This is a genomic window from Microbacterium aerolatum (assembly GCF_007988825.1).
GTDB lineage: Bacteria > Actinomycetota > Actinomycetes > Actinomycetales > Microbacteriaceae > Microbacterium > Microbacterium aerolatum.
The window spans coordinates 90,470-109,472 of record NZ_BJUW01000003.1; the positions used below are offsets into that span (position 1 = coordinate 90,470).

The 19,003-nt window shown below is 65.7% G+C and carries 17 protein-coding genes and 1 pseudogene; 12 read left to right on the top strand and 6 right to left on the bottom strand.

Features of this window, described 5'->3' with window-relative positions:
* Positions 1-122: 122 nt before the first annotated feature.
* Both MAE01_RS04220 and MAE01_RS15885 read right to left on the bottom strand, forming a co-directional pair.
* Positions 123-767, bottom strand: coding sequence for a GntR family transcriptional regulator (locus tag MAE01_RS04220; RefSeq protein WP_147038302.1), 645 nt, complete (start codon positions 765-767; stop codon positions 123-125).
* A gap of 218 nt (positions 768-985) precedes the next feature.
* Complete coding sequence (locus tag MAE01_RS15885; RefSeq protein ID WP_186806114.1) at positions 986-1,150, bottom strand: hypothetical protein; 165 nt, start codon at positions 1,148-1,150, stop codon at positions 986-988.
* A 221-nt stretch (positions 1,151-1,371) separates the two neighbouring features.
* Between MAE01_RS15885 and MAE01_RS04225 the strand changes: the two genes are divergently transcribed.
* The 3 genes from MAE01_RS04225 to MAE01_RS04235 all read left to right on the top strand — a co-directional run bounded on the left by MAE01_RS04225 (position 1,372) and on the right by MAE01_RS04235 (position 4,953).
* Positions 1,372-2,931, top strand: a complete 1,560-nt coding sequence (locus tag MAE01_RS04225; protein WP_229718106.1) for an MFS transporter — start codon at positions 1,372-1,374, stop codon at positions 2,929-2,931.
* A 61-nt stretch (positions 2,932-2,992) separates the two neighbouring features.
* Positions 2,993-3,793, top strand: coding sequence for an alpha/beta fold hydrolase (locus MAE01_RS04230; protein WP_147038304.1), 801 nt, complete (start codon positions 2,993-2,995; stop codon positions 3,791-3,793).
* Entirely contained in the window at positions 3,790-4,953 is a 1,164-nt protein-coding gene (locus tag MAE01_RS04235; RefSeq protein WP_147038305.1) for a MalY/PatB family protein, read from the top strand. The genes MAE01_RS04230 and MAE01_RS04235 overlap by 4 nt, the downstream gene beginning before the upstream one ends.
* Before the next feature lie 14 nt (positions 4,954-4,967).
* On the opposite strand, the gene MAE01_RS04240 is transcribed toward MAE01_RS04235, so the two are convergent.
* Positions 4,968-6,581: an acyl-CoA dehydrogenase family protein gene (locus tag MAE01_RS04240; protein WP_147038306.1), complete on the bottom strand. Its 1,614-nt coding sequence runs from the start codon at positions 6,579-6,581 to the stop codon at positions 4,968-4,970.
* 217 nt (positions 6,582-6,798) lie between these two features.
* Positions 6,799-7,731 (bottom strand): annotated as a pseudogene (locus tag MAE01_RS04245) (IS3 family transposase); the annotation flags it as partial.
* 160 nt (positions 7,732-7,891) lie between these two features.
* On the opposite strand from MAE01_RS04245, the gene istA reads away from it, so the two are divergent.
* The 3 genes from istA to MAE01_RS04260 all read left to right on the top strand — a co-directional run bounded on the left by istA (position 7,892) and on the right by MAE01_RS04260 (position 11,637).
* Positions 7,892-9,457: an IS21 family transposase gene (gene istA, locus MAE01_RS04250; protein WP_147038307.1), complete on the top strand. Its 1,566-nt coding sequence runs from the start codon at positions 7,892-7,894 to the stop codon at positions 9,455-9,457.
* A complete protein-coding gene (locus MAE01_RS04255; protein WP_147038308.1) occupies positions 9,454-10,200 on the top strand; it encodes an ATP-binding protein in 747 nt (248 codons plus the stop codon). Before istA ends, MAE01_RS04255 begins: the two co-directional genes overlap by 4 nt.
* Before the next feature lie 414 nt (positions 10,201-10,614).
* Positions 10,615-11,637 (top strand): Gfo/Idh/MocA family protein, encoded by a 1,023-nt coding sequence (locus tag MAE01_RS04260; protein WP_147038309.1) that lies wholly within the window; start codon positions 10,615-10,617, stop codon positions 11,635-11,637.
* Between the two features lie 29 nt (positions 11,638-11,666).
* Here MAE01_RS04260 and MAE01_RS04265 read toward each other — a convergent pair whose 3' ends face one another.
* Positions 11,667-12,347: an IclR family transcriptional regulator gene (locus MAE01_RS04265; protein ID WP_147038310.1), complete on the bottom strand. Its 681-nt coding sequence runs from the start codon at positions 12,345-12,347 to the stop codon at positions 11,667-11,669.
* Complete coding sequence (locus MAE01_RS04270; protein WP_186806115.1) at positions 12,341-13,381, bottom strand: substrate-binding domain-containing protein; 1,041 nt, start codon at positions 13,379-13,381, stop codon at positions 12,341-12,343. The genes MAE01_RS04265 and MAE01_RS04270 overlap by 7 nt, the downstream gene beginning before the upstream one ends.
* A gap of 230 nt (positions 13,382-13,611) precedes the next feature.
* On the opposite strand from MAE01_RS04270, the gene MAE01_RS04275 reads away from it, so the two are divergent.
* Genes MAE01_RS04275 through MAE01_RS04300 form a run of 6 tightly spaced genes read left to right on the top strand, consistent with a single transcriptional unit; the run spans position 13,612 to position 18,986 of the window.
* A complete protein-coding gene (locus MAE01_RS04275; protein ID WP_147038312.1) occupies positions 13,612-14,631 on the top strand; it encodes a dihydroxyacetone kinase subunit DhaK in 1,020 nt (339 codons plus the stop codon).
* Positions 14,628-15,275 carry a dihydroxyacetone kinase subunit DhaL gene (gene dhaL / locus MAE01_RS04280; protein ID WP_147038313.1) on the top strand — a complete coding sequence of 216 codons (648 nt, stop codon included), beginning with the start codon at positions 14,628-14,630 and terminating at the stop codon, positions 15,273-15,275. The genes MAE01_RS04275 and dhaL overlap by 4 nt, the downstream gene beginning before the upstream one ends.
* Positions 15,272-16,297 carry an ABC transporter permease gene (locus MAE01_RS04285; RefSeq protein ID WP_147038314.1) on the top strand — a complete coding sequence of 342 codons (1,026 nt, stop codon included), beginning with the start codon at positions 15,272-15,274 and terminating at the stop codon, positions 16,295-16,297. The genes dhaL and MAE01_RS04285 overlap by 4 nt, the downstream gene beginning before the upstream one ends.
* The gene (locus tag MAE01_RS04290; RefSeq protein WP_147038315.1) at positions 16,294-17,379 is read left to right on the top strand and encodes an ABC transporter permease; all 1,086 of its coding nucleotides are present in this window, start codon (positions 16,294-16,296) and stop codon (positions 17,377-17,379) included. The genes MAE01_RS04285 and MAE01_RS04290 overlap by 4 nt, the downstream gene beginning before the upstream one ends.
* An 8-nt stretch (positions 17,380-17,387) precedes the next feature.
* Positions 17,388-17,915 carry a VOC family protein gene (locus MAE01_RS04295; protein ID WP_147038316.1) on the top strand — a complete coding sequence of 176 codons (528 nt, stop codon included), beginning with the start codon at positions 17,388-17,390 and terminating at the stop codon, positions 17,913-17,915.
* A 36-nt stretch (positions 17,916-17,951) separates the two neighbouring features.
* Complete coding sequence (locus MAE01_RS04300; RefSeq protein ID WP_147038317.1) at positions 17,952-18,986, top strand: substrate-binding domain-containing protein; 1,035 nt, start codon at positions 17,952-17,954, stop codon at positions 18,984-18,986.
* Positions 18,987-19,003 lie beyond the last annotated feature (17 nt).

The following is a 19,003-nucleotide window of genomic DNA, read 5'->3' on the forward strand; positions in this document are numbered from 1 at the left end:
CCGTCGTGTCAATGGGGGAAGCGAGCGGATGCTGTCCCGCTCGATTGCCTGAACGTATCCACCCACATGAGCCGTTGTCAATAATGTTCGCGAGATTGATAACAATCTGCAGTCGGGGTGCCTCAGCGTACAGCGGGAGCTTCCACGAATGACCGCAGGGTGGTGATGACACTGCCCACGTGGATCGACATTGCCGCTGCGGCGCCCTCGGGGTCGCGGGTGCAGACGCCGTCGATGATCGCCAGGTGCTCTGGCAGTGACAGGCTGGGTCGGCCCGGCACGAGAAACAGCCGGAACTGGTGCCGCACCATCTGACCGTGCAGCTGCGCGAGCACCTGGGTGGCGGCGGAGTGGGCCGCGATGTCGCGGAGGCTGGAGTGCAGGGTCGAATTGAGCTCCGAGTAGCGCATGAGTTCGTTGTGCTCCACGGCGGAGCGCATCTCCTCGCCCAGTTGCCGGAGGAAGCCGATCTGCTCGTCGCTCACCCGTTCCGCGGCCCGGGCGGCGACGAGACTCTCGACGGCCTGGCGGATCTCGGTGATCTCGATCGCCTCTTCGACCGTGATCTCCCGGACCCGTGCCCCCCGGTTGGGCTGCAGCTCGACCAGCCCTTCGGAAGCGAGCTGGATCAGGGCGTTGCGCAGCGTGAAGCGGCTCGCACCGTACTCCTCGGCGAGATCGGCTTCGATCAGGCGCTGGCGCGGTGCGTAGGCGCCCCGGAGGATCGCCTCCCGCAGCTGGTCACGGACGTCTGAGTTGTCGGGCACTCGAGGGTTCCTCTCGGTAGCAAGATTGTCGACAATCTAGCCCATGCCGCCCGGCGCTGACTACGCCGGAGTCTTCGGCTCCCGCGTCAGTCCGCCAACCACGCGTCCGATGGCCGAGCTGCGCCGCGCCGCGCAGGGCACGGGCGGCGTCGCACGGTCGCCTGACGCAGAGGAAACCGGGCCCCGTCGATGACGGGGCCCGGTTGGTCCTGTTCGGGTCAGACGCGGTTGCGTCCGCCGATCACCCTGAAGAGGAAGGCGATCAAGGCGATGACTCCGACGATGAGCGCGACCCACAGCAGCCAGTTGAGCGCGGAGCTGAGGCCTCCGACGATCGCGAGGATGATTGCGACGACGATGATGACCACCAGAGCGATGTTCATGGGGAGTCTCCTTCGGTTGTGAGATACCGATGCTGGCACGCCGAGTGCTCGCTGACAGTGGGGTTGACGACCGGGTTCACGCGGTGCTAGCGCGTGCCGGGCGCACGTGGCACGCGCGATATCACGGGGAACGCCGCGTCACCTGCGGGTTCTTCAAGGTGGGGCGTATAGCTTTGAGCGCGTTCAATCGGCACACGTTCCATCCGCACAGGGGAGTGACATTGTCCAGCCGAAAGAAATCGATCACGCGCCGCAGACGACTTGAAGTCGACGACGTCCTCGTCGTCAAGAAATCGAGACTGCGAACCGCCATATCCGGAACCGTCGTCGGCAACTTCATGGAGTGGTTCGACTTCGGCATCTACGGCTACCTGGCCGTGACGCTGACGGTCGTATTCACCTCGGACGCCCCCGGAGGCCTCGGCCTGCTGCTCACCCTGTTCGGATTCGCGATCTCGTTCCTGGTGCGTCCGCTCGGCGGGTTCATCCTCGGGCCGCTCGGCGATCGGATCGGCCGGCAGCGCGTGCTGTTCCTGACGATGACGATGATGGCGATCGCGACCGGACTGATCGGTCTGCTGCCGACCTCCGACCTGCTCGGCCTGTGGGCGATCGTCCCGCTGTACTTCCTGAAGATGGTGCAGGGCTTCTCGACCGGTGGCGAGTACGCCGGTGCGACGACGTACGTGTCGGAGTTCTCGCCCGATCGTTCGCGCGGCTACTGGTCCTCGTTCCTCGACGTCGGCTCGTACGTCGGCTTCGCCGCCGGCGCGTCGACGGTCGCCCTCACCACCTGGATCGTGGAGGGCATCTCGGGCCCGGACGCGATGACCGACTACGGCTGGCGCATCCCGTTCCTCGTCGCGATCCCGTTGGGCGCGGTGGCGATCTGGTTCCGCCTGCGCATCCCGGAGACCCCGGCCTTCGAGGCCGAGGAGCACGACGGTCGCGCGGCCGACGGCAGCGATCCGCTCGGGCGCCTGGGCATCCTCGGCATCTTCCGCCACCACTGGCGGGTGATCCTGATCGGTATCGCGCTGGTGTCCGCGACCAACACGGCCGGCTACGCGCTGACCAGCTACATGCCGACGTACCTCGAGACCGAGGTCGGCGTCTCCAATCTCATGGCCGCGGTGGCGACCGTGCCGGTGCTCATCGTGATGAGCGCGTGCCTGCCGCTGATCGGAAAGCTCTCCGACCGGATCGGGCGCAAGCCGGTGTACGGCATCGCCGTCGTCTCGACCATCGTGCTGATGGTGCCGGCGTTCACGATCATGCAGATCGGTCAGGAGTGGGCGGTCATGCTGGCGCTCGCGATGGTCGCGATCCCCGTCGCGTTCTACGTCGCGATCGCGGCATCCGCTCTGCCGGCGCTGTTCCCCACCGCCTCCCGGTTCGGTGCCATGGCGATCGCGTACAACCTCGCGGTCTCGCTGTTCGGCGGTACGACCCCGCTGTTCAGCCAGGCGCTGATCGACCTCACCGGGAACACCTACATGCCGGCGTTCTACATCATGTTCTTCGCCGCTCTCGGCGGCATCGCGATGCTGTCGATGAAGGAGACCGCCAAGCGCCCGCTGATGGGCTCGTTCCCGACGGTCGAGACGAGGGCCGAGGCCAAGGAGCTCGTCGCAGAGCAGGACGAGAACGAACTCCTCGACACCGGCACGATGCCGTTGGACATCATCCTTCCGGTGAAGGAGGGGACGACGGACGCCGCGAGCCTCGGGGATGCCGACCCGGAGGCCGAGGCGTCGGGGAAGCACCCGGAACCGGTGTGACCGGGCGCGTCCAAGCGGCGTCCGGTTGACCCCGCACGCCGCTCGGGTGTTGCCTGGTGGCATGGACATCGTCACCTCCGCAGACGGAACACCGATCGCCACCCACTCGGTCGGCGAAGGCCCGGCCATCGTCATCGTGAACGGCGCGCTCTCGCGGGCGCAGGACGCCGCCGAAGTCGCGCGTGCGATGGCCGACGCGGGACTGCGCGCGGTCACGTACGACCGGCGTGCGCGGGGCGACAGCGGTGAGACGCCGCCGGCCGCACCCGAACGCGAGGTCGAGGATCTCGCCGCCGTGGTCGCGGCGGCATCCGAGACCGGGACGGAGGCCGGTGGCGGAGCTGCGGTGCTCGGGCATTCCTCGGGTGCGATCCTCGCCCACTTCGCGGCCGGAGAGGGCGTGCCGATGACGCACCTGTTCCTCTCCGAACCGCCCTTCCGCTTCGGACAGGGCGACCCGGCGGCGGATCTCGCCGACCGCCTGCGGGCGATGGCGGACGAGGGGCGTCCAGGGGATGCGGTGGTCGCCTTCCAGCGGGAGGCCGTCGGCCTGCCGGATGCCGCCATCGAGCAGTTCCGCGCCTCGCCGCTGTTCGACGCGACGGCGCCGCTCGGCGCATCCACGGTCTATGACGTCCTGGTGACGCAGCGCGCGTCGATGCCGTCGTCCGCGATGCGCGAGGTGCGGATGCCGGTGACGATCCTCTGCGGCGTCGAGACGATGCCGTTCCTGATCTCGGCGGCCGCTCGGCTCGCGGAGCTGATGCCCGATGCCGAGTACCTCGAGGTGCCCGAATCGGTGGGTCACGGCATCCATCCCGAGGCCACCGCCCGGATCGTCGCGGAGCGTCTGGAGGCATGACCGCGCACCGATTCGACGCGATCACGGAAGCCGACCTGCGGGCCGCCGGCAGCGTCAAGTGGACGATGTTCCCGGACACCATCGGCGCGTTCGTCGCCGAGATGGACTTCGGCGTCGCGCCCGCCATCACGGACGCGATCGACGAGTCGCTGAAGGCCGGGCTGACCGGATACCTCCCGCAGCATCTCGCGACCGCGCTCCAGGAGGCGACGGCCCGCCGATACGCCGAGCACCACGGCTGGAACCTCACGCCCGACCAGGTGCGCCTCATCCCCGACGTCATCGTGGCGCTGGAGTTCGCGATCGAGAACTTCACGAAACCGGATGCGGCGATCATCGTGCCCACGCCCGCGTACATGCCGTTCCTGTCAGTGCCGCCGCGGCATGGCCGCAGGGTCATCGAGGTGCCCAGCATCCAGGTGGACGGCCGCTGGGTGATGGATCACGAAGGTGTCGCGGCGGCGTTCGCCGACGGTGGCGAGCTGCTCGTACTGTGCAATCCGCACAACCCGCTCGGCACCGTGGCGACGCGTGACGAGCTGCTGCGGATCGCCGACACGGTGACGGATGCCGGCGGGCGGGTGTTCTCGGACGAGATCCACGCTCCGCTCGTCTACGCGCCGGGCGCGCACATCCCGTACGCGTCGGTGTCGCCCGAGGCCGCAGCGCACACGGTCACGGCGGCATCCGCGTCGAAGGCGTGGAACCTCGCCGGACTCAAGTGCGCGCAGATCATCTTCTCGAACGCCGAGTCGCTGGAGATGTGGGAGGCCGACGGCGGCTGGATCGGTCACGGAACCTCGACGACCGGCGCGGTCGCGAACCTCGCCGCGTACACGGCCGGCGGCGACTGGCTGGACGACGTCGTGGACTATCTCGACGGCAATCGGCGCCTCCTGGTCGAGCTGGTCGCCGAACACCTGCCGGGCGTTCGGGTGACGATGCCGGAGGGGACGTACATCGCTCTGCTCGACTTCCGGGAGACCGGTCTGACCGGTGATCTGGCCGCGTGGTTCCGGGAGCACGCGGGGGTTGCGATGACCGACGGGGCCGCGTGCGGCGAGGCGGCGATCGGATTCACCCGATTCGTGTTCGCGACGCCGCGACCGGTGCTGCGCGAGGCCGTGGAACGGATGGGCCGGGCGCTGCGCGAGCGCTGAGGTCGCCGGAGCGCTCAGGCGCGGGCAGCGATCGCTGCCGCATCCACGCCCGGAGGAAGCGCCCCATAGAGGGCGCCGCCGAACGGGTCGCCCGACAGGCGCGTCGCGCAGAAGGCGTCGGCGACGGCGTGCGGCGCGTGACGCACGAGCAGCGATCCCTGCAGTGCGAGGGCGAGCGCGCCGACGAGGCGGCGTGCCGCGGCATCCGGCTGTGGATCGGAGGCGACGTCGCCGGCGAGCCGGCGGGTGTGGGCGATCCAGTCGTCCAGGCGCCTATCGACGCCGGCGGCGCGTGCCACTTCGGCGTCGAAGGCGGCGAGGGAGTCGCCGTCCCGGCCGAGCGCCCGGAGCACATCGAGCGCGATCACGTTGCCCGATCCTTCCCACACTGCCATCACGGGCTGCTCGCGATAGCGCTTGGCGAGCGGGAAGGCCTCGGTGTAGCCGTTGCCGCCGAGGCACTCCAGGGCTTCGTAGGCGTGGCCGGGTCCGCGCTTGCAGATCCAGTACTTCGCGACGGCGGTGGCGAGGCGGCGGAAGGCGATCTCCTCGCCTGTGGCGTCGTCGTCGTGCGCGCGGGCGAGCCGCAGTGCGGTGGCGGTGGCGGCCTCGGTCTCGAGTTGCAGGTCGGCGAGCACCGTCGTCATCGCGGGCTGGTCGATGAGCGTCCGGCCGAACGCCGCCCGGTGCCTGGCGTGCCAGGCGGCCTCGGCGGTGGCCTGGCGCATGCCCGCGGTGGAGCCGAGCACGCAGTCCAGCCGTGTGCGGGCGACCATGTCGATGATGGTCCGCACGCCGCGGCCCTCCTCGCCGACCAGCGTGGCGACGGCATCCTCGTACTCGACCTCGCTCGACGCGTTGGCGCGATTTCCGAGCTTGTCCTTGAGGCGCTGGATGCGGATGCCGTTACGCGCGCCGTCGTCGAGGACGCGGGGCAGCAGGAAGCACGACAGCCCGCCGGGCGCCTGCGCGAGCACGAGAAAGGCGTCCGACATCGGCGCGGAGCAGAACCACTTGTGGCCGTTCAGCACGTACCGGTCGTCGCCGATCGGCGTTGCGGTCGTCGTGTTCGCGCGAACGTCGGAGCCGCCCTGCTTCTCGGTCATCGCCATGCCGAACAGGGCGCTGTGCTTGCCGGCTCTCAGCTCGGGGTCGTACGTCGTGCTGAACGTGCGCCGGAGCCACTCGCTTTCGTCGTGCTGCTGCAGCACCGGGACCACGGCGTGCGTCATCGAGACGGGGCAGGCGTGCCCCGGTTCGATCTGCGCGTAGAGCATGAAGGTCGCCGCCCGCGCGACGTTCGCGCCGGGCATCGGCTCGACGTACGCACCGGTGTGCGCGCCGTCGGCGACGGCTGCGCCGATGATGCGGTGGTAGGCGTCGTCGTACTCGACCTCGTCGACGCGATGTCCGTAGCGATCGTGCGTGTGCAGGACGGGCTCGTGGCGGTTCGCGCGTTCCGCGTCGCGTTGGAAGGATGCCGCGCCCACCCGCTGTCCGGTCAGATGCAGCCGATGGTGGGCCCAGGCGGCGTCGTGCCGCTCGACGCCTTCGACCAGGGCGGCGTTCGTCGCGTACTCGTCGAGGTCGACGCGGGGAGGTGGCTGATTCACGACATCGTGAGGCATGAGGCCATCGAATCAGAAATGTTCGACGAGGTGGTGTCACTTCCAAAGCTATCCCGGACTAGGGACGGGCCGACTGCCGGGTGTTCGGACCGACAATTCTGCCAGCCTGGACGGTCGTGTCGGAGGCGCTGTCCACAGCTACTCCAGACAAACCCGGCGGGCAAATACCAGATGATGCGCAATTTCGGATTGAACCGCCTCAGGTTCTCTGCCGCTCCTATGCGGGGAGCGACTCTCGGGTGAGAGTCGCGTAGTAGGCCTGCTCGAACTCGTTCGGGCTGACCATGCCGAGGCTACCGTGGAGGCGTCGGTGGTTGTACCAATCGACCCATCCGCCGGTCGCGAACTCGACGTCCGCGATCGTCTTGAACGGGCCTTCGTGGAACACGGTGGTGCCGATGCATTCGGCCTTGTAGACGCCATTGATCGTCTCCATCAGCGCGTTGTCATACGCGTCGCCGACGGACCCGATCGATGGTGCGATTTCCTCCAGTGCGAGGTGATCGGTGAGCCGAATCGAGGTGTACTGCGACCCGGCATCGCTGTGATGAATCAGCTGTTTCGCAGCGATGGCGTGGCCTTGCCGGTCTCGTTCCCACAACGCCATGCGCAGCGGGATCATGACCAGATCGACGTGTTTGCTGGTCTGCGCGTGCCAGGCCACGATGCGTTGCGAGTACACGTCGAGGATGAACGCGAGATACACCCACCCGGCCCAGGTGCGGACGTAAGTGAAATCGGTCACCCAGACGCGGTCCGGTGCGGTCGCGGTGAAGTCCCTGTTCAGCAGGTCACCGGCGCGGATGCCGTCCTTCGCGGGGATCGTCGTGCGGATGCCCTTCGCACGAGTCACCCCGGACAAGCCCAGCAGCCGCATCGACCGGTCAACGGCGCCCCAGGATGCGTCAGCGATCCGGGTGCGGCGGATCAGCGCGGTCATCTTTCGCCGCCCATACAAGCCCTCCGGGGTCATCTTCCGACGTGTCGTCCCGTCAGCCAGCGTGACGGTCATCCAAGCGGCGTCGCGGACCGCATCCACGACCAGTGCGTCGGTGACCGTCTTCGCTGAGATGGTCCCTTGTTTCCATGCCCGATAGGTGCGCGCAGCGATCCCCACGCCCTGCTCACGCAGGACACGGGTGATCGACTGAGTATTCGCTCTTCTGAGGGCCACTGATATTGCGGTTCAGGGTCACCCGCTCATCGTCGCGATCGCGTCGGTGAGGGCCACCGAATATTCGGGTTGAGGGCCATCCTTCCTAGGCTCCTTCTGCCGCGTGGCTGATCACGCGGCAGAAGGAGTGATTCGGATGGTACGCAAGATCAAGGCGAAGCTGGTGCTCAGGCTTCGCGCGGATGGGTTCACGGGGCGGCAGATCGCCGCGCAGGGCATGTCGCGCACGAGCGTGGCGGCGGTCATCGACGCCGCCGACCGGGAAGGGATGGGCTGGGACGACGTCGCCGATCTGGAGGAAGCCGAGGTGTATGCGCGGTTGTTTCCCGGCCGGGGTGAGCATGACAGTGTTCACGCGCAGCCGGACTGGGACGGGGTGCATCGGGAGCTTGCTCGTGTCGGGGTGACGTTGAAGCTGCTGCATGGCGAGTACGTCGACACCTGCCGGGCGGCGGGGTCGACGGCGATGGGCTACGACAGGTTCTGCAAGTCCTACCAGCACCACGTCCTTGTGTCCGGCGCGGCGTCCCGCGTCGGACACAAGGCTGCGCAGACGGTCGAGGTCGACTGGTCAGGCAAGACGATGGCACTGACTGACCCTGTCACCGGGGCCCAGACACGGGTCTACTTGTTCGTCGGCACGTTACCGTTCTCCCGCTATTCGTTCGTGGAGCCGACGCTCGACATGCGGCAGGACACTTGGCTGCGCGCCCACGTCGCCCTGTTCGACTGGTTCGGAGGAAGCGTTCCGCGGATCGTCCCGGACAACCTCAAGACGGGAGTGATCTCTCACCCTGCGGAGGGTGAGGTGGTGCTCAACGATGCGTATCGGGAGCTCGCGGCGCACTACTCCGCGGCGGTGCTGCCGGGCCGGGTGCGTAAGCCGAAGGACAAGGCGAGTGTCGAGAACACCGTCGGCAACATCGCGACCTGGGTGATCGCGGCGCTCCGCGACCGGAGCTTCGCGAGCCTGCCGGAGCTGCGGGCCGCGGTCTATGAGCGCGTCGCCGCTTACAACGCGGAACCCTTCCAGAAACGAGCCGGGTCCCGGCTCAGCGTGTTCGACGCGGAGGAGAAGCCGTTGCTGCGGCCGGTGCCGGCGGTTGCGTTCGAGATCTGCCGGTGGTTCTACGGGCGTCGGGTTCAGAAGAACGGGCACGTGGTGTTCGAGCGGAACTTCTACTCCGTCCCCTACGCCCACATCGGCCGGGCTGTCGATCTGCGGGTGACGGACGCGACGATCGAGATCTTCGCCGGGCAGGAGCGGCTGACCAGCCATCTCTTCGCACCCGCGGGGGTGGTGAACGAGTACCGCACCCACGACAGTGACCTGCCTGACGGTCCCCGCTACCGGCAATGGGACGCCGACCGCGTTCGCGAGTGGGTGGCCAGGGTCGGAGAGAACGCCACGACGGTCGTGAACCGGATCTTCGAGTCGGTTCCGGTCGACGAGCAAGGTCTGGATGCCGCGCTAGCAGTGCTGCGACTCACCCGCCGCTACTCTGCCGCGCGGGTCGAAGCTGCCGCCGGCATCGCCCTCGCATCCCGGGTGAGATCGCCGCGCTACGCGCACCTGTGGCCGATCCTCGAGACCCGGCAAGACGATCCCGGCAACCGCGACGCGTGGTCGACACCCGGGGCTGAGCCGGAGCCAACGGGATACGTTCACGGCGCGGACTACTACTCGGGAGCGACCCGGTGAGCCTCTTGGACTCCGAGACCAAGCGGAAGCTGCGGGAGATGGGGGTGACGTCGCTGGTCGACGCGTTCGAGGTTCAGGACGACACCCTCACACTCGGGATGGTGTTCGAAGAACGCGTCAAGCTCGCCGTCGACGACGCCCACGCCACCTTCACCCACGCCAAGGTCGAAGGGCTGATCCGGCGGGCAGGGCTGCGATATCCGAACGCAGACCTGCGACGCGTCGACATGCTCGAGCAACGCGGCCTGGACCGGGGAGTGATCTCGCAGCTGGGCACCTGCCAGTTCATCACCCGGCAGCAGAACGTCGTGTTCCAAGGGTTCACCGGGTCCGGGAAGTCCTACCTCGGCTCGGCGCTGGCCAAGCAGGCATGTCAGCACCGCTATCGGGCGCACTACGTCCGCATGCCCGACCTCGAAGAGTCCTGGGCGACAGCTCGGGACCGGCCGGCGGGGAAGGAGAAGTGGCTCCGCAAATACGCCGCGTTCACGCTGCTGGTGATCGACGAGTGGCTGCTCGACAGTCCCGATGACAGCGTCCGCGGCATGCTGCTCGAGCTCCTCGAACGCCGCTACGACACAACATCGACGGTGTTCTGCACCCAGTACGCCAAGAAGGACTGGCACCAACGCCTCGGCGGCGGCGTCCACGCCGACGCGATCATGGACCGCATAGTCCACAACACCATCTGGATCGAAACCGGCGGCACCAACATGCGCGAACACACCGCCATGACGACCTGACCGACGCCGGTGAGCGCCGCCACGACGGGTGGCGCTCACCGGCAATATCCAGTGGCCTCGAATCCCAATATCCAGTGGCCCTGAACCGCAATACTCAGTGGCCCTCACGCCTCCAAATACTCACTGGATTTCGTACCGCACCTTCCTCTGCTGAGCATTTGACGTCTTGAGCCCACGCGATCGCGCGGTTCAGAGCCCAGCGATCGCGCGGGAGGGAGCGAGTAGCGGTGTGTTGACAGCCACTGGCTCCCTCTCGCGGGCCTCACCGGTCTCACCGCCGCCGTCACCCCGTCGGAGCGCAATCTTTGACTTCTCGATCGACACGGGAGACTGGACGTGTCCGTAATATCGGACAACTAACCGATTTACTGAACAAAATGCTAGCTTGGGCGTACCTTCAAGGAAAGGAGACTCATGAGAGAAGAAGTACGCTGGGGTGTCCTCGGCGCAGCATGGATCAACGACGCGACCATTCCCGGCATCCTTTCCGCGCCCAATGCGAGTCTCGTCGGCGTCGCAAGCCGGCGCCCGGGTGTATCGGAAGCTGAGGCTCAGCGATGGGGTGCCTCGAAGACGTTCGGTGCCTACGAGGCTGTTCTTCAGGATCCGGACGTCGATGCGGTCTACATCCCGTTGCCGAACACTCTGCACGTCGAGTGGACGCTTGCGGCACTGGAGGCTGGCAAGCACGTTCTCTGTGAGAAACCCATCGCGTTGTCCAGTGAGGACGTGCAGCGGATCGCGGATACCGCGGACCGCACTGGCCGTCTCGTGATGGAAGCGTTCATGTACAGGTTCGCGCCCCGCTGGCGTGCCGCTATCACTGCACTGCGTGAGGGGCAGGTGGGGGAGCCTCGAGTTGCTCGCATCGCTCTCGGGTTCAAACAGCACTATGACGAGTACAACATCCGCTTCGACCCCGCCGCCGGTGGAGGAGTGCTGTGGGACCTCGGCTGCTACGCCATCGACATGGCCCGTGCAGTCTTCGACTGTGAACCCACCGCGATCACGGGAACCGGCTGGACGCGTCCCGGCGAGAGTGTCCTCACCTCCGCTGATGCACTGCTGTCGTTCCCGGACGGACGTACCGGGATGCTGAGCGTCTCCTTCGATTACTCGAATCCGATGAGCCAGGTAGACGTGGTGGGAACGGATGGCTGGATCAGCCTCCCTGGCAGCGGCATGCGCCGTGAGCCTCACACGTACATGATGTCGCATCGCTATGGGGACGAGCCTTACATCGACGGCATCGAGCCACGGTCGCAGAAGTTTCTGTACACCGACACCTATGCCGGCGAAATCGAGCACCTCAGTCGAGCCATTCTCACTGGACAGCCCCTCGAGCGGTCCATCCGTGATTCGCTATCAACCACTCAGACCATCGAGGCATGGATCGAGTCCGTGGAGAAGAATCTTCCAGTTACGCTGACTGCCTGATCGGACATCCTCCTCGAGCCAGGCGGATGTTACTGCGCCACCTCGCCGAAGGTCGCACCTCCGTGAACGGAGAGCGTCGTCGCCAGACGCAGCAGAGCGGTCGACACCTCGCGCACCGAGGCCGACGGTGCGTTCCGCGGAAGCATTGCCGTGACCCACACGGGGGGCGCTGTCGCTGCCCCGCGAGATATCGGCGACTCCACGACAGTCATGCCATCGGCGTGCTCTGCCACGGTGACACCAAGTTCTGGGTTGGTCTCCCGGACGCCGTCGGACGTTGAGCGCAGGCCCGGGTAAGGAGTGAGCGGCAGCGGGTCGGCCCCATGGATGACTTCGAGGATGAGATCGGCATCGTCGTGCGCCATCGAGAGGAAGACCGTCAGCCCGGACAGGATGATCGAGCCGCGGACCTGAGCCGCGAGCAACTGTACGAGGCCCTTTTCCTTGACCAGCTCATCGATGAGCTCGACGAACCTCACCCCCAGCTTGTACCGGCCGTCCGCGACGCGCTGGAGGAGGCTCTGCTCCGCGAGGGAACTGCAGAGGTCGCCGACGGTGGACTTGGGGAACGACAGAGTGCGTGCGAGATCGGTGAGCGAGCGCGCATCCTGGCTGGAGGCGATCTCGTCGGTGAGACGGGCGATCTTGTGTGCCGCGGTCACCCGATCCTGCGATGCCAGTGTTCCGTTGTTGGTTGTTGCTGTCACCACGGACGGTACTCCTCAGCGGTCTCCGGGGTTACGACGGTCGTTGCGAGCTGCATCAGCCTGTTCGTGGGCATGTTCCCTTCGCGGGTGTCCACCGCGAGTTCCAGCGCAGTCCGGACCATGGCGCCGGGTTCCTGCGCAACGGAAGCGTGCAGCATGCCTCCCGCGAGCATGTTCTCCCGAGCCCAGGATGATCCGTCGACACCGAATATCGGAATGCGGATGCCGCGCTCGGTGAGGGCCTCCTCGATGCCCTGGCTCACGGGATCGTTGATCCCGAAGATCGCATCGGGGAGCTCATCGAGCTTGTCGAGGAGTTTCTGCGTGGAAGCCTGACCCGACGCGGTCGTGTTCAGACTCGGTTCCATGCCCACGATGCGCACGCCGGGAATGTCACGCAGATAGTTCTCGAGGCCCACGATACGGTCAGCGACCGCCGTGATGGCAGTTCCCCCGATGACGGCCACTCTCCCCGTCCCGCCGAGGAGGTCTGATATCAGGCGCGCGATGAGATGACCTGCTTGCACGTTGTCTGTCGTCACTGCCGCATCCACGCCAGTCGTGCGGCCGTTCACCGAGACGAGGGGGATACCTGCCGCCCGCGCGTGCGCGGCCGCACTCTCCAATCCGTGCGAGCTGACAGGGTCGATGATGATCACCTCCACGCGTCCGTCCACGAACTGCCCGATATCGTCGCGCTGTGCGGCTAGATCTCCCGCGGCGTTGCGCACGAACAGACGGCCGCCTCGCTCCTGCGTGGCGTCTTCGAGTGCGGTGCTCTCTGCCCTGTAGTAGGCGCTGTCGGCGGCGACGGAGAAGCCGACCCGACGGACCACACCGAGGTTTCGTCGGGCGAGGGCGGCGAGTTCAATGAGGCGGGGGCCGATCTTAAAACCTCCGCGCGAACTCTGGGCGATCCAGCGCTCACTTTCGAGTTCACGCAGCAACTGCTGAGTCGTGCTCTTGGGGATCGCGGCAGAACGAGCGATCTGACTGAGCGTCAGCGGATCCGTCGAACTCGCGATCGCGTCTAGCACTGCAGAAATCCGTGGTGCAGCAGGGACCTTTGCCACTGTCGACTCACCTCCCTCCTCAGCGTCAGCCGCACGGGGACTTGACACGCTGATCATCGTCTCATTATCTTCAATGTACACGATGTCGGGCAGCGGTCCGGTATTATGAACAACTCGAATCAACGGAGATTCCGGTCTGGGTACCGCAGGTACCTTCGGAGCGGGGTGTCTCCAATAGGAGGAGCATCGCCACGATGAGGAAGTTCATCAACAACCCCGAGCAATATGCCCTGGAGACCATGGAAGGTTTCCTCGCTGTAGCAGGCGACGGTCTCGAAAAGTTGGACGACACGCTCGCCATCTACCGCACCGACATGCCAGACAAGGTCGCTGTGGTGTCCGGCGGCGGAAGCGGACACGAACCTGCATGGCTCGAATACATCGGGCTTGGGTTCGCGGACGCGATCTGTGAAGGAGACATCTTCGCGGCCCCGCCACCTGCCACCATCGTGAAGGCCGCGAAAGCTGTCGAGCGCGGGCGCGGCGTCCTGCTCGTGTACAGCAACTACTCCGGCGACAAGCTCAACTTCGACCTCGCCGGCGAACGCCTGACCGCCGCAGGTATCGAGAACCGTGCCGTGCGGATTGCCGACGACATCAGCTCTGCACCCCTCTCCGAACGAGATCAGCGGCGCGGCATCGCAGGTGTCTTTTTCTCGTCGAAGATCGCCGGCGCTGCCTCCCAGGAGATCGCCGACCTCGATGAGCTCGCCGATATCGTCCAGCGCGCAGCAGACCGCACCCGCAGCATTGCAGTCGCAAGCGGCTCCGGCACCGTTCCGGGAAAGGACGAACCGACCTTCACCCTTCCGGAGGGTCTGATGGAGATCGGCATGGGCAATCACGGTGAAGCCGGCGTCCGCCGGTCGGAGATGCTCTCCGCCGATGAGACGACCGATCAGATGATCGAGCTCCTCGAGCAGGACCGGCCGCTGCCGGCTGGGAGCCGCGTCGTTGTCCTCGTCAACGGTCTGGGGGCAACGACCCGCGCCGAGATCCTGATCGTCTCCCGCCGTGTCAGCCAGGTACTGGAAGCCAAGGGGCTCGAGATACACGACTTCATCACCGGCGAATACACCACAAGCCAGGAGATGCACGGCTTCTCGATCACGCTGTTCGAGCTCGACGAGCATCTGCAGCGCTACTACGACGCCCCGGGACGGACGACGTTCTTTAACAATGGCCACGCGCCGGTTTCGCACGGTGCCGCATGAACACCCTGACGACTGACCAGCTCGCCGCCATGCTCACGTACGCGTCCGGGGTGATCGTGGACAACGAGGACCTTCTCTGCAGCCTTGACCGCAACATCGGTGATGGGGACCATGGCCTCGGTATGGCCCGCGGGTACCGCACAGCGGCAGCTGAAATAGCCACCACCCATCACGATACCGTCGGCTCCCTGCTGAACGCTTTTGGCGAAGCGCTCGTGGACTCCATGGGGGGCGCGTCCGGCGTCCTCAACGGTCAGCTGTTCGTCGCCGGTGCATCGCGCCTCGCTGGCGTCAAGGAACTGACCGTCGACGGCTGGGCGCAGCTCGTCGCCGCCGGCCTCGCCGACATCCAGAAGCGCGGTGGCGCAGCAGTGGGAGACAAGACGATGGTGGACGCGCTCGTCCCCGCGTCCCAAGCGCTGGCAGATGCTGCAGCACAGCATGACTCCTTTCCCCAGGCGCTCCACTCGGCCGCTGGTGCAGCGCGCGCGGGAGCGGCATCCACCTCCGACTTCCGCGCCAAATACGGTAAGGCTCACGCGCTCGGCGATCGTGCCATTGGGCACGTCGACGCCGGCGCCACCTCCATGTCCCTGTTGTTCGGCGCGTTTGCGGACTGGGCGGCGAACGGGGAGCGAGCATGACCAGCCTCGGGCCGCTCCTGCGGCGGAGTGAAACGTGGCTGATCGTCCTCATTGCACTCCTCACCATCGCGATGACAGTCGCGAACCCGTCGTTCATCTCCGTCGAGCGGGTCTTCGACATCCTCAACAGCAGCGCCCTCATGGGCATCTTCGCTTTGGGAGTGCTTCTAGTCCTCATCTCCGGCGGCATCGACGTGTCTTTCCCCGCCATCGCCATCGCCGCGATGTTCATCACGACCACGGTCCTCAACGCCATCGGGTTCACCGGCGACGTTCTCGTCGCCTTCCTGATCGCGGCGGTGATCGGTCTCGCCCTCGGAGCGATCAACGCGTTCGTCGTCGTCCGGTTCGCGATGCCCACCCTGATCGCCACCCTCGCCACCGCCAGCGCGATCAGAGGACTCATGGTGACGCTGATGGGGGCCACGATCATCAGCATCCTCCCTATCGGGATGACAGCGTTCGGCCGTCTGCAGCTGCTTGAGAGCCGCAGCGACAGCGGAGAGAGATTCGGCCTTTCGCCCAGTGTTCTTATCCTTGCCGCCACGGCCATCGCAGCGTGGCTGCTACTGAATCACACTCTGCTTGGCCGGAAGATTTTCGCCGTCGGCGGAGACGCGTCAGCTGCGGAGCGGGCAGGCATCAACGTTCGCGGAGTTAGGGTGTTCGTGTTCTGCACCTCCGGCGCTCTCGCCGGAATCGCGGGCATCGTTCACGCCACCAACACCGGGACCGCCAACCCTCTCGACCTCGGCTCCACCGACCTCGTCGTTATCGCCGCGGTCGTCCTCGGAGGCGCACGTATCACCGGTGGGCACGGAACAGTGATGGGGACTCTCCTTGGCGTGTTGCTCATCAACGTCATCAACGCCGCACTCATCTCGCTGCGGATCCCCAGCTACTGGCAGACGCTCGTTGTCGGTGCCCTGCTGGTCCTCGGCGTCTCCATCACGGCACTGAGCGCCCGCTCTCCGCTCCGGAAGAAGTCGGTGCCCCAGCGTCAGGAAGAGCTCGTCGTATGAACGCCATTACCCAGTTCGCAGATCGTGTGACAGGACAGTTGACCCGTCGACGCGGAGGAGAGGGCACAACAGTCCTCACCCTCGCGCTGCTCATGGTCTTCACCTTCGTGGCCGCCAGCGTCATCCTTCCGGGGCGGTTCCTCAGCGCACGCAACCTCGAGGGCATCGCCATGCAGCTGCCTGAGTTCGCGCTTCTCGCCATGGCCGTCATGGTTGCCATGCTCAGCGGAGGCATCGATCTGTCCATCGTGGCCGTGGCCAACCTCGCCGGGGTGAGCGCCGCCCTCGTCTTCGCTGCCGACGGGTGGAGTTCGGCTCTACCGCCCATAGTGCAACTGATCGGCGTCGTGCTCCTTGCTCTAGTGATCGGCGCTGCCTGCGGTCTCGTAAATGCGCTCCTCATCGACAAGGTCGGCATCTCACCGATCCTCGCAACCCTGGGGACCATGCAGATCTTCACCGGTCTCGCCGTCGTCGTCACCCGTGGCACCACTGTCACCGGGCTCCCCGCTATCCTCAGCGAGGTCGGCACGCTCGCCGTCGTGGGGATTCCGATGCTGTTCCTCGTGTTCGTGGTCGCGTTCGCGCTCCTGCTGCTCATCCTGTCCCGGACGGCGACGGGCCTGAGGATCCATCTGTTCGGAACGAACCCGACGGCAGCACGCTACGCCGGTCTTCGGAGCACTGGCATCCTGATGCGCGCATACATGATTAGTGGCACGTTCGCCGCCGTCGCCGGTCTCATCATCGCCTCACGAGCGAACTCCGCCAGCGCCGACTACGGCTCCGCGTACCTGCTGATGGCGATCCTCGTCGTCGTCCTCGCCGGTGTGAACCCCGATGGTGGTTTCGGATCGGCATGGTCATTGCTGTTCGGGCTCGTCCTCCTGCAGGTGATCTCTAGTGCATTGAGCCTGCTCGGCATGCCGATCTTCCTCACCAACTTCGCCTGGGGCGCGATGCTGCTCGCCGTCATGGCGATCCGCTACCTGATCAGCCATCGTAGGCACCCCCTCAGACGACACGTACCCCCGGTCGATTCCACTGCCGCGATCTCCCTCGCCAGAACCACCAAGAGATAAGGAAAGCAATGAACAACGCAGAGCTCGTCGAGCACAACAAGAACCGCAAAATCTACCAGATCGCGGTTGTCACCCGCGACATCTACCGCACGATGGACGCCTGGATCGAAAACCTCAAGATCGGACCCTGGACCGTCCTCACGTTCACGAACGAAACGATGGACTACCTCCGCGTTGGGGGCGAAGAGGTCACTGAGCCCTACAAGTTTCTGATCGCCATCTCGCGGGTCGGCGACATGGAGTTCGAGATCATCCAGCCCGTCTACGGCCCCACGATCTATGACGCCTTCCTCAACGCCAAGGGCGAAGGACTGCATCACATCAAGGAACAGGTCTCCGACGAGAAGCTTCCCGGTGTGCTCTCCGAGTACGCCAGCAAGGGCATCGAGGTCATGCAGACCGGTCAGTTCGACATCGACGTGCACTACTACCTGGATAGCGCGCACAAGGTCGACTTCATCTACGAACTCGGCAACTGTCCCGTCTACGACCTTCCCGCCGACATGTACACGATTTATCCCGATCCCGGTAACTGAACGAGTTCGAGCCGAGTAGCGAAGATAGGACTGACAATGAAGACATCCGCTCGTCTGATGGCCGCTGTGGCCGCCGCGACTCTCGTCGCCACTGTAACCGCAGGCTGCAGCCAGGTAGGGCAGGGAGGCTCCGGCTCCGGCTCCGGCTCCGGTGACGCCACCCACCAGATCACGTTCGTCAACAAGATCGACGGCATCGCATGGTACGAGCGCAGCAAGCTCGGCCTCAACCAGTACACGGATGAGACGGGAAACCCGACGACCATGGTCGGCCCGGCTGGCGCGGACCCTGCCTTGCAGAACCAGGTCATCCAGCAGCAGATCGCCGCGGGCGCGGACGGGCTCATCATCAACCCCGTCTCCAGCTCCGCGAGCGACCCGGTCGCCAAGCAGGCGATGGACGCTGGTATCGCTGTGATCTCGCACGAAGCCACCGATATGCAAAGCGTGGACTTCGACATCGAGGCATTCGAAGCGAAGCCCTACGGCGAGAACATGATGAAGCAGCTCGCCGAACTCATGGGGGAGAAGGGTCAGTACGTCGCCTGGGTCGGAAGCCTGTCTTCCAAGTCGCACAACGCGTTCATCGACGCAGCCGTCGCGTACCAGAAGGAGCACTACCCGGATATGACCCTCGTCACGGACCGCATCGAAGACAACGAGGACCAGCAGGGCGCGCAGGACAAGATGGTGGAGCTCATGGCCACTTATCCCGACCTGAAGGGTTCGATCTCTTGCTCCATGTCGGCGCTGCCCGGCATCGCCCGTGCCGTGGAGGACAAGGGCAAGGAGGACCGCATCGCCGTGGTCGGGACCTCCCTCGTCTCTGTCGCCGGCCAGTACCTGAAGACCGGCGCTGCGGACCACATCATGTTCTGGGATCCCTCCGAGACCGCATTCGCGGCCGCTGCGCTCGCGAACCTGGTTATCGAAGGACGCTCCGATGAGGTCGTCAACGGCATCGACCTCGGCATCGATGGATACCACTCCGTGAAAGTCGACGGGAAGGTGGTCTACGGCGACAAGTGGATCGACGTGACCGCCGAAAACATGGACGAGTACGACTTCTAAGAAGCCACGGTGGGGGT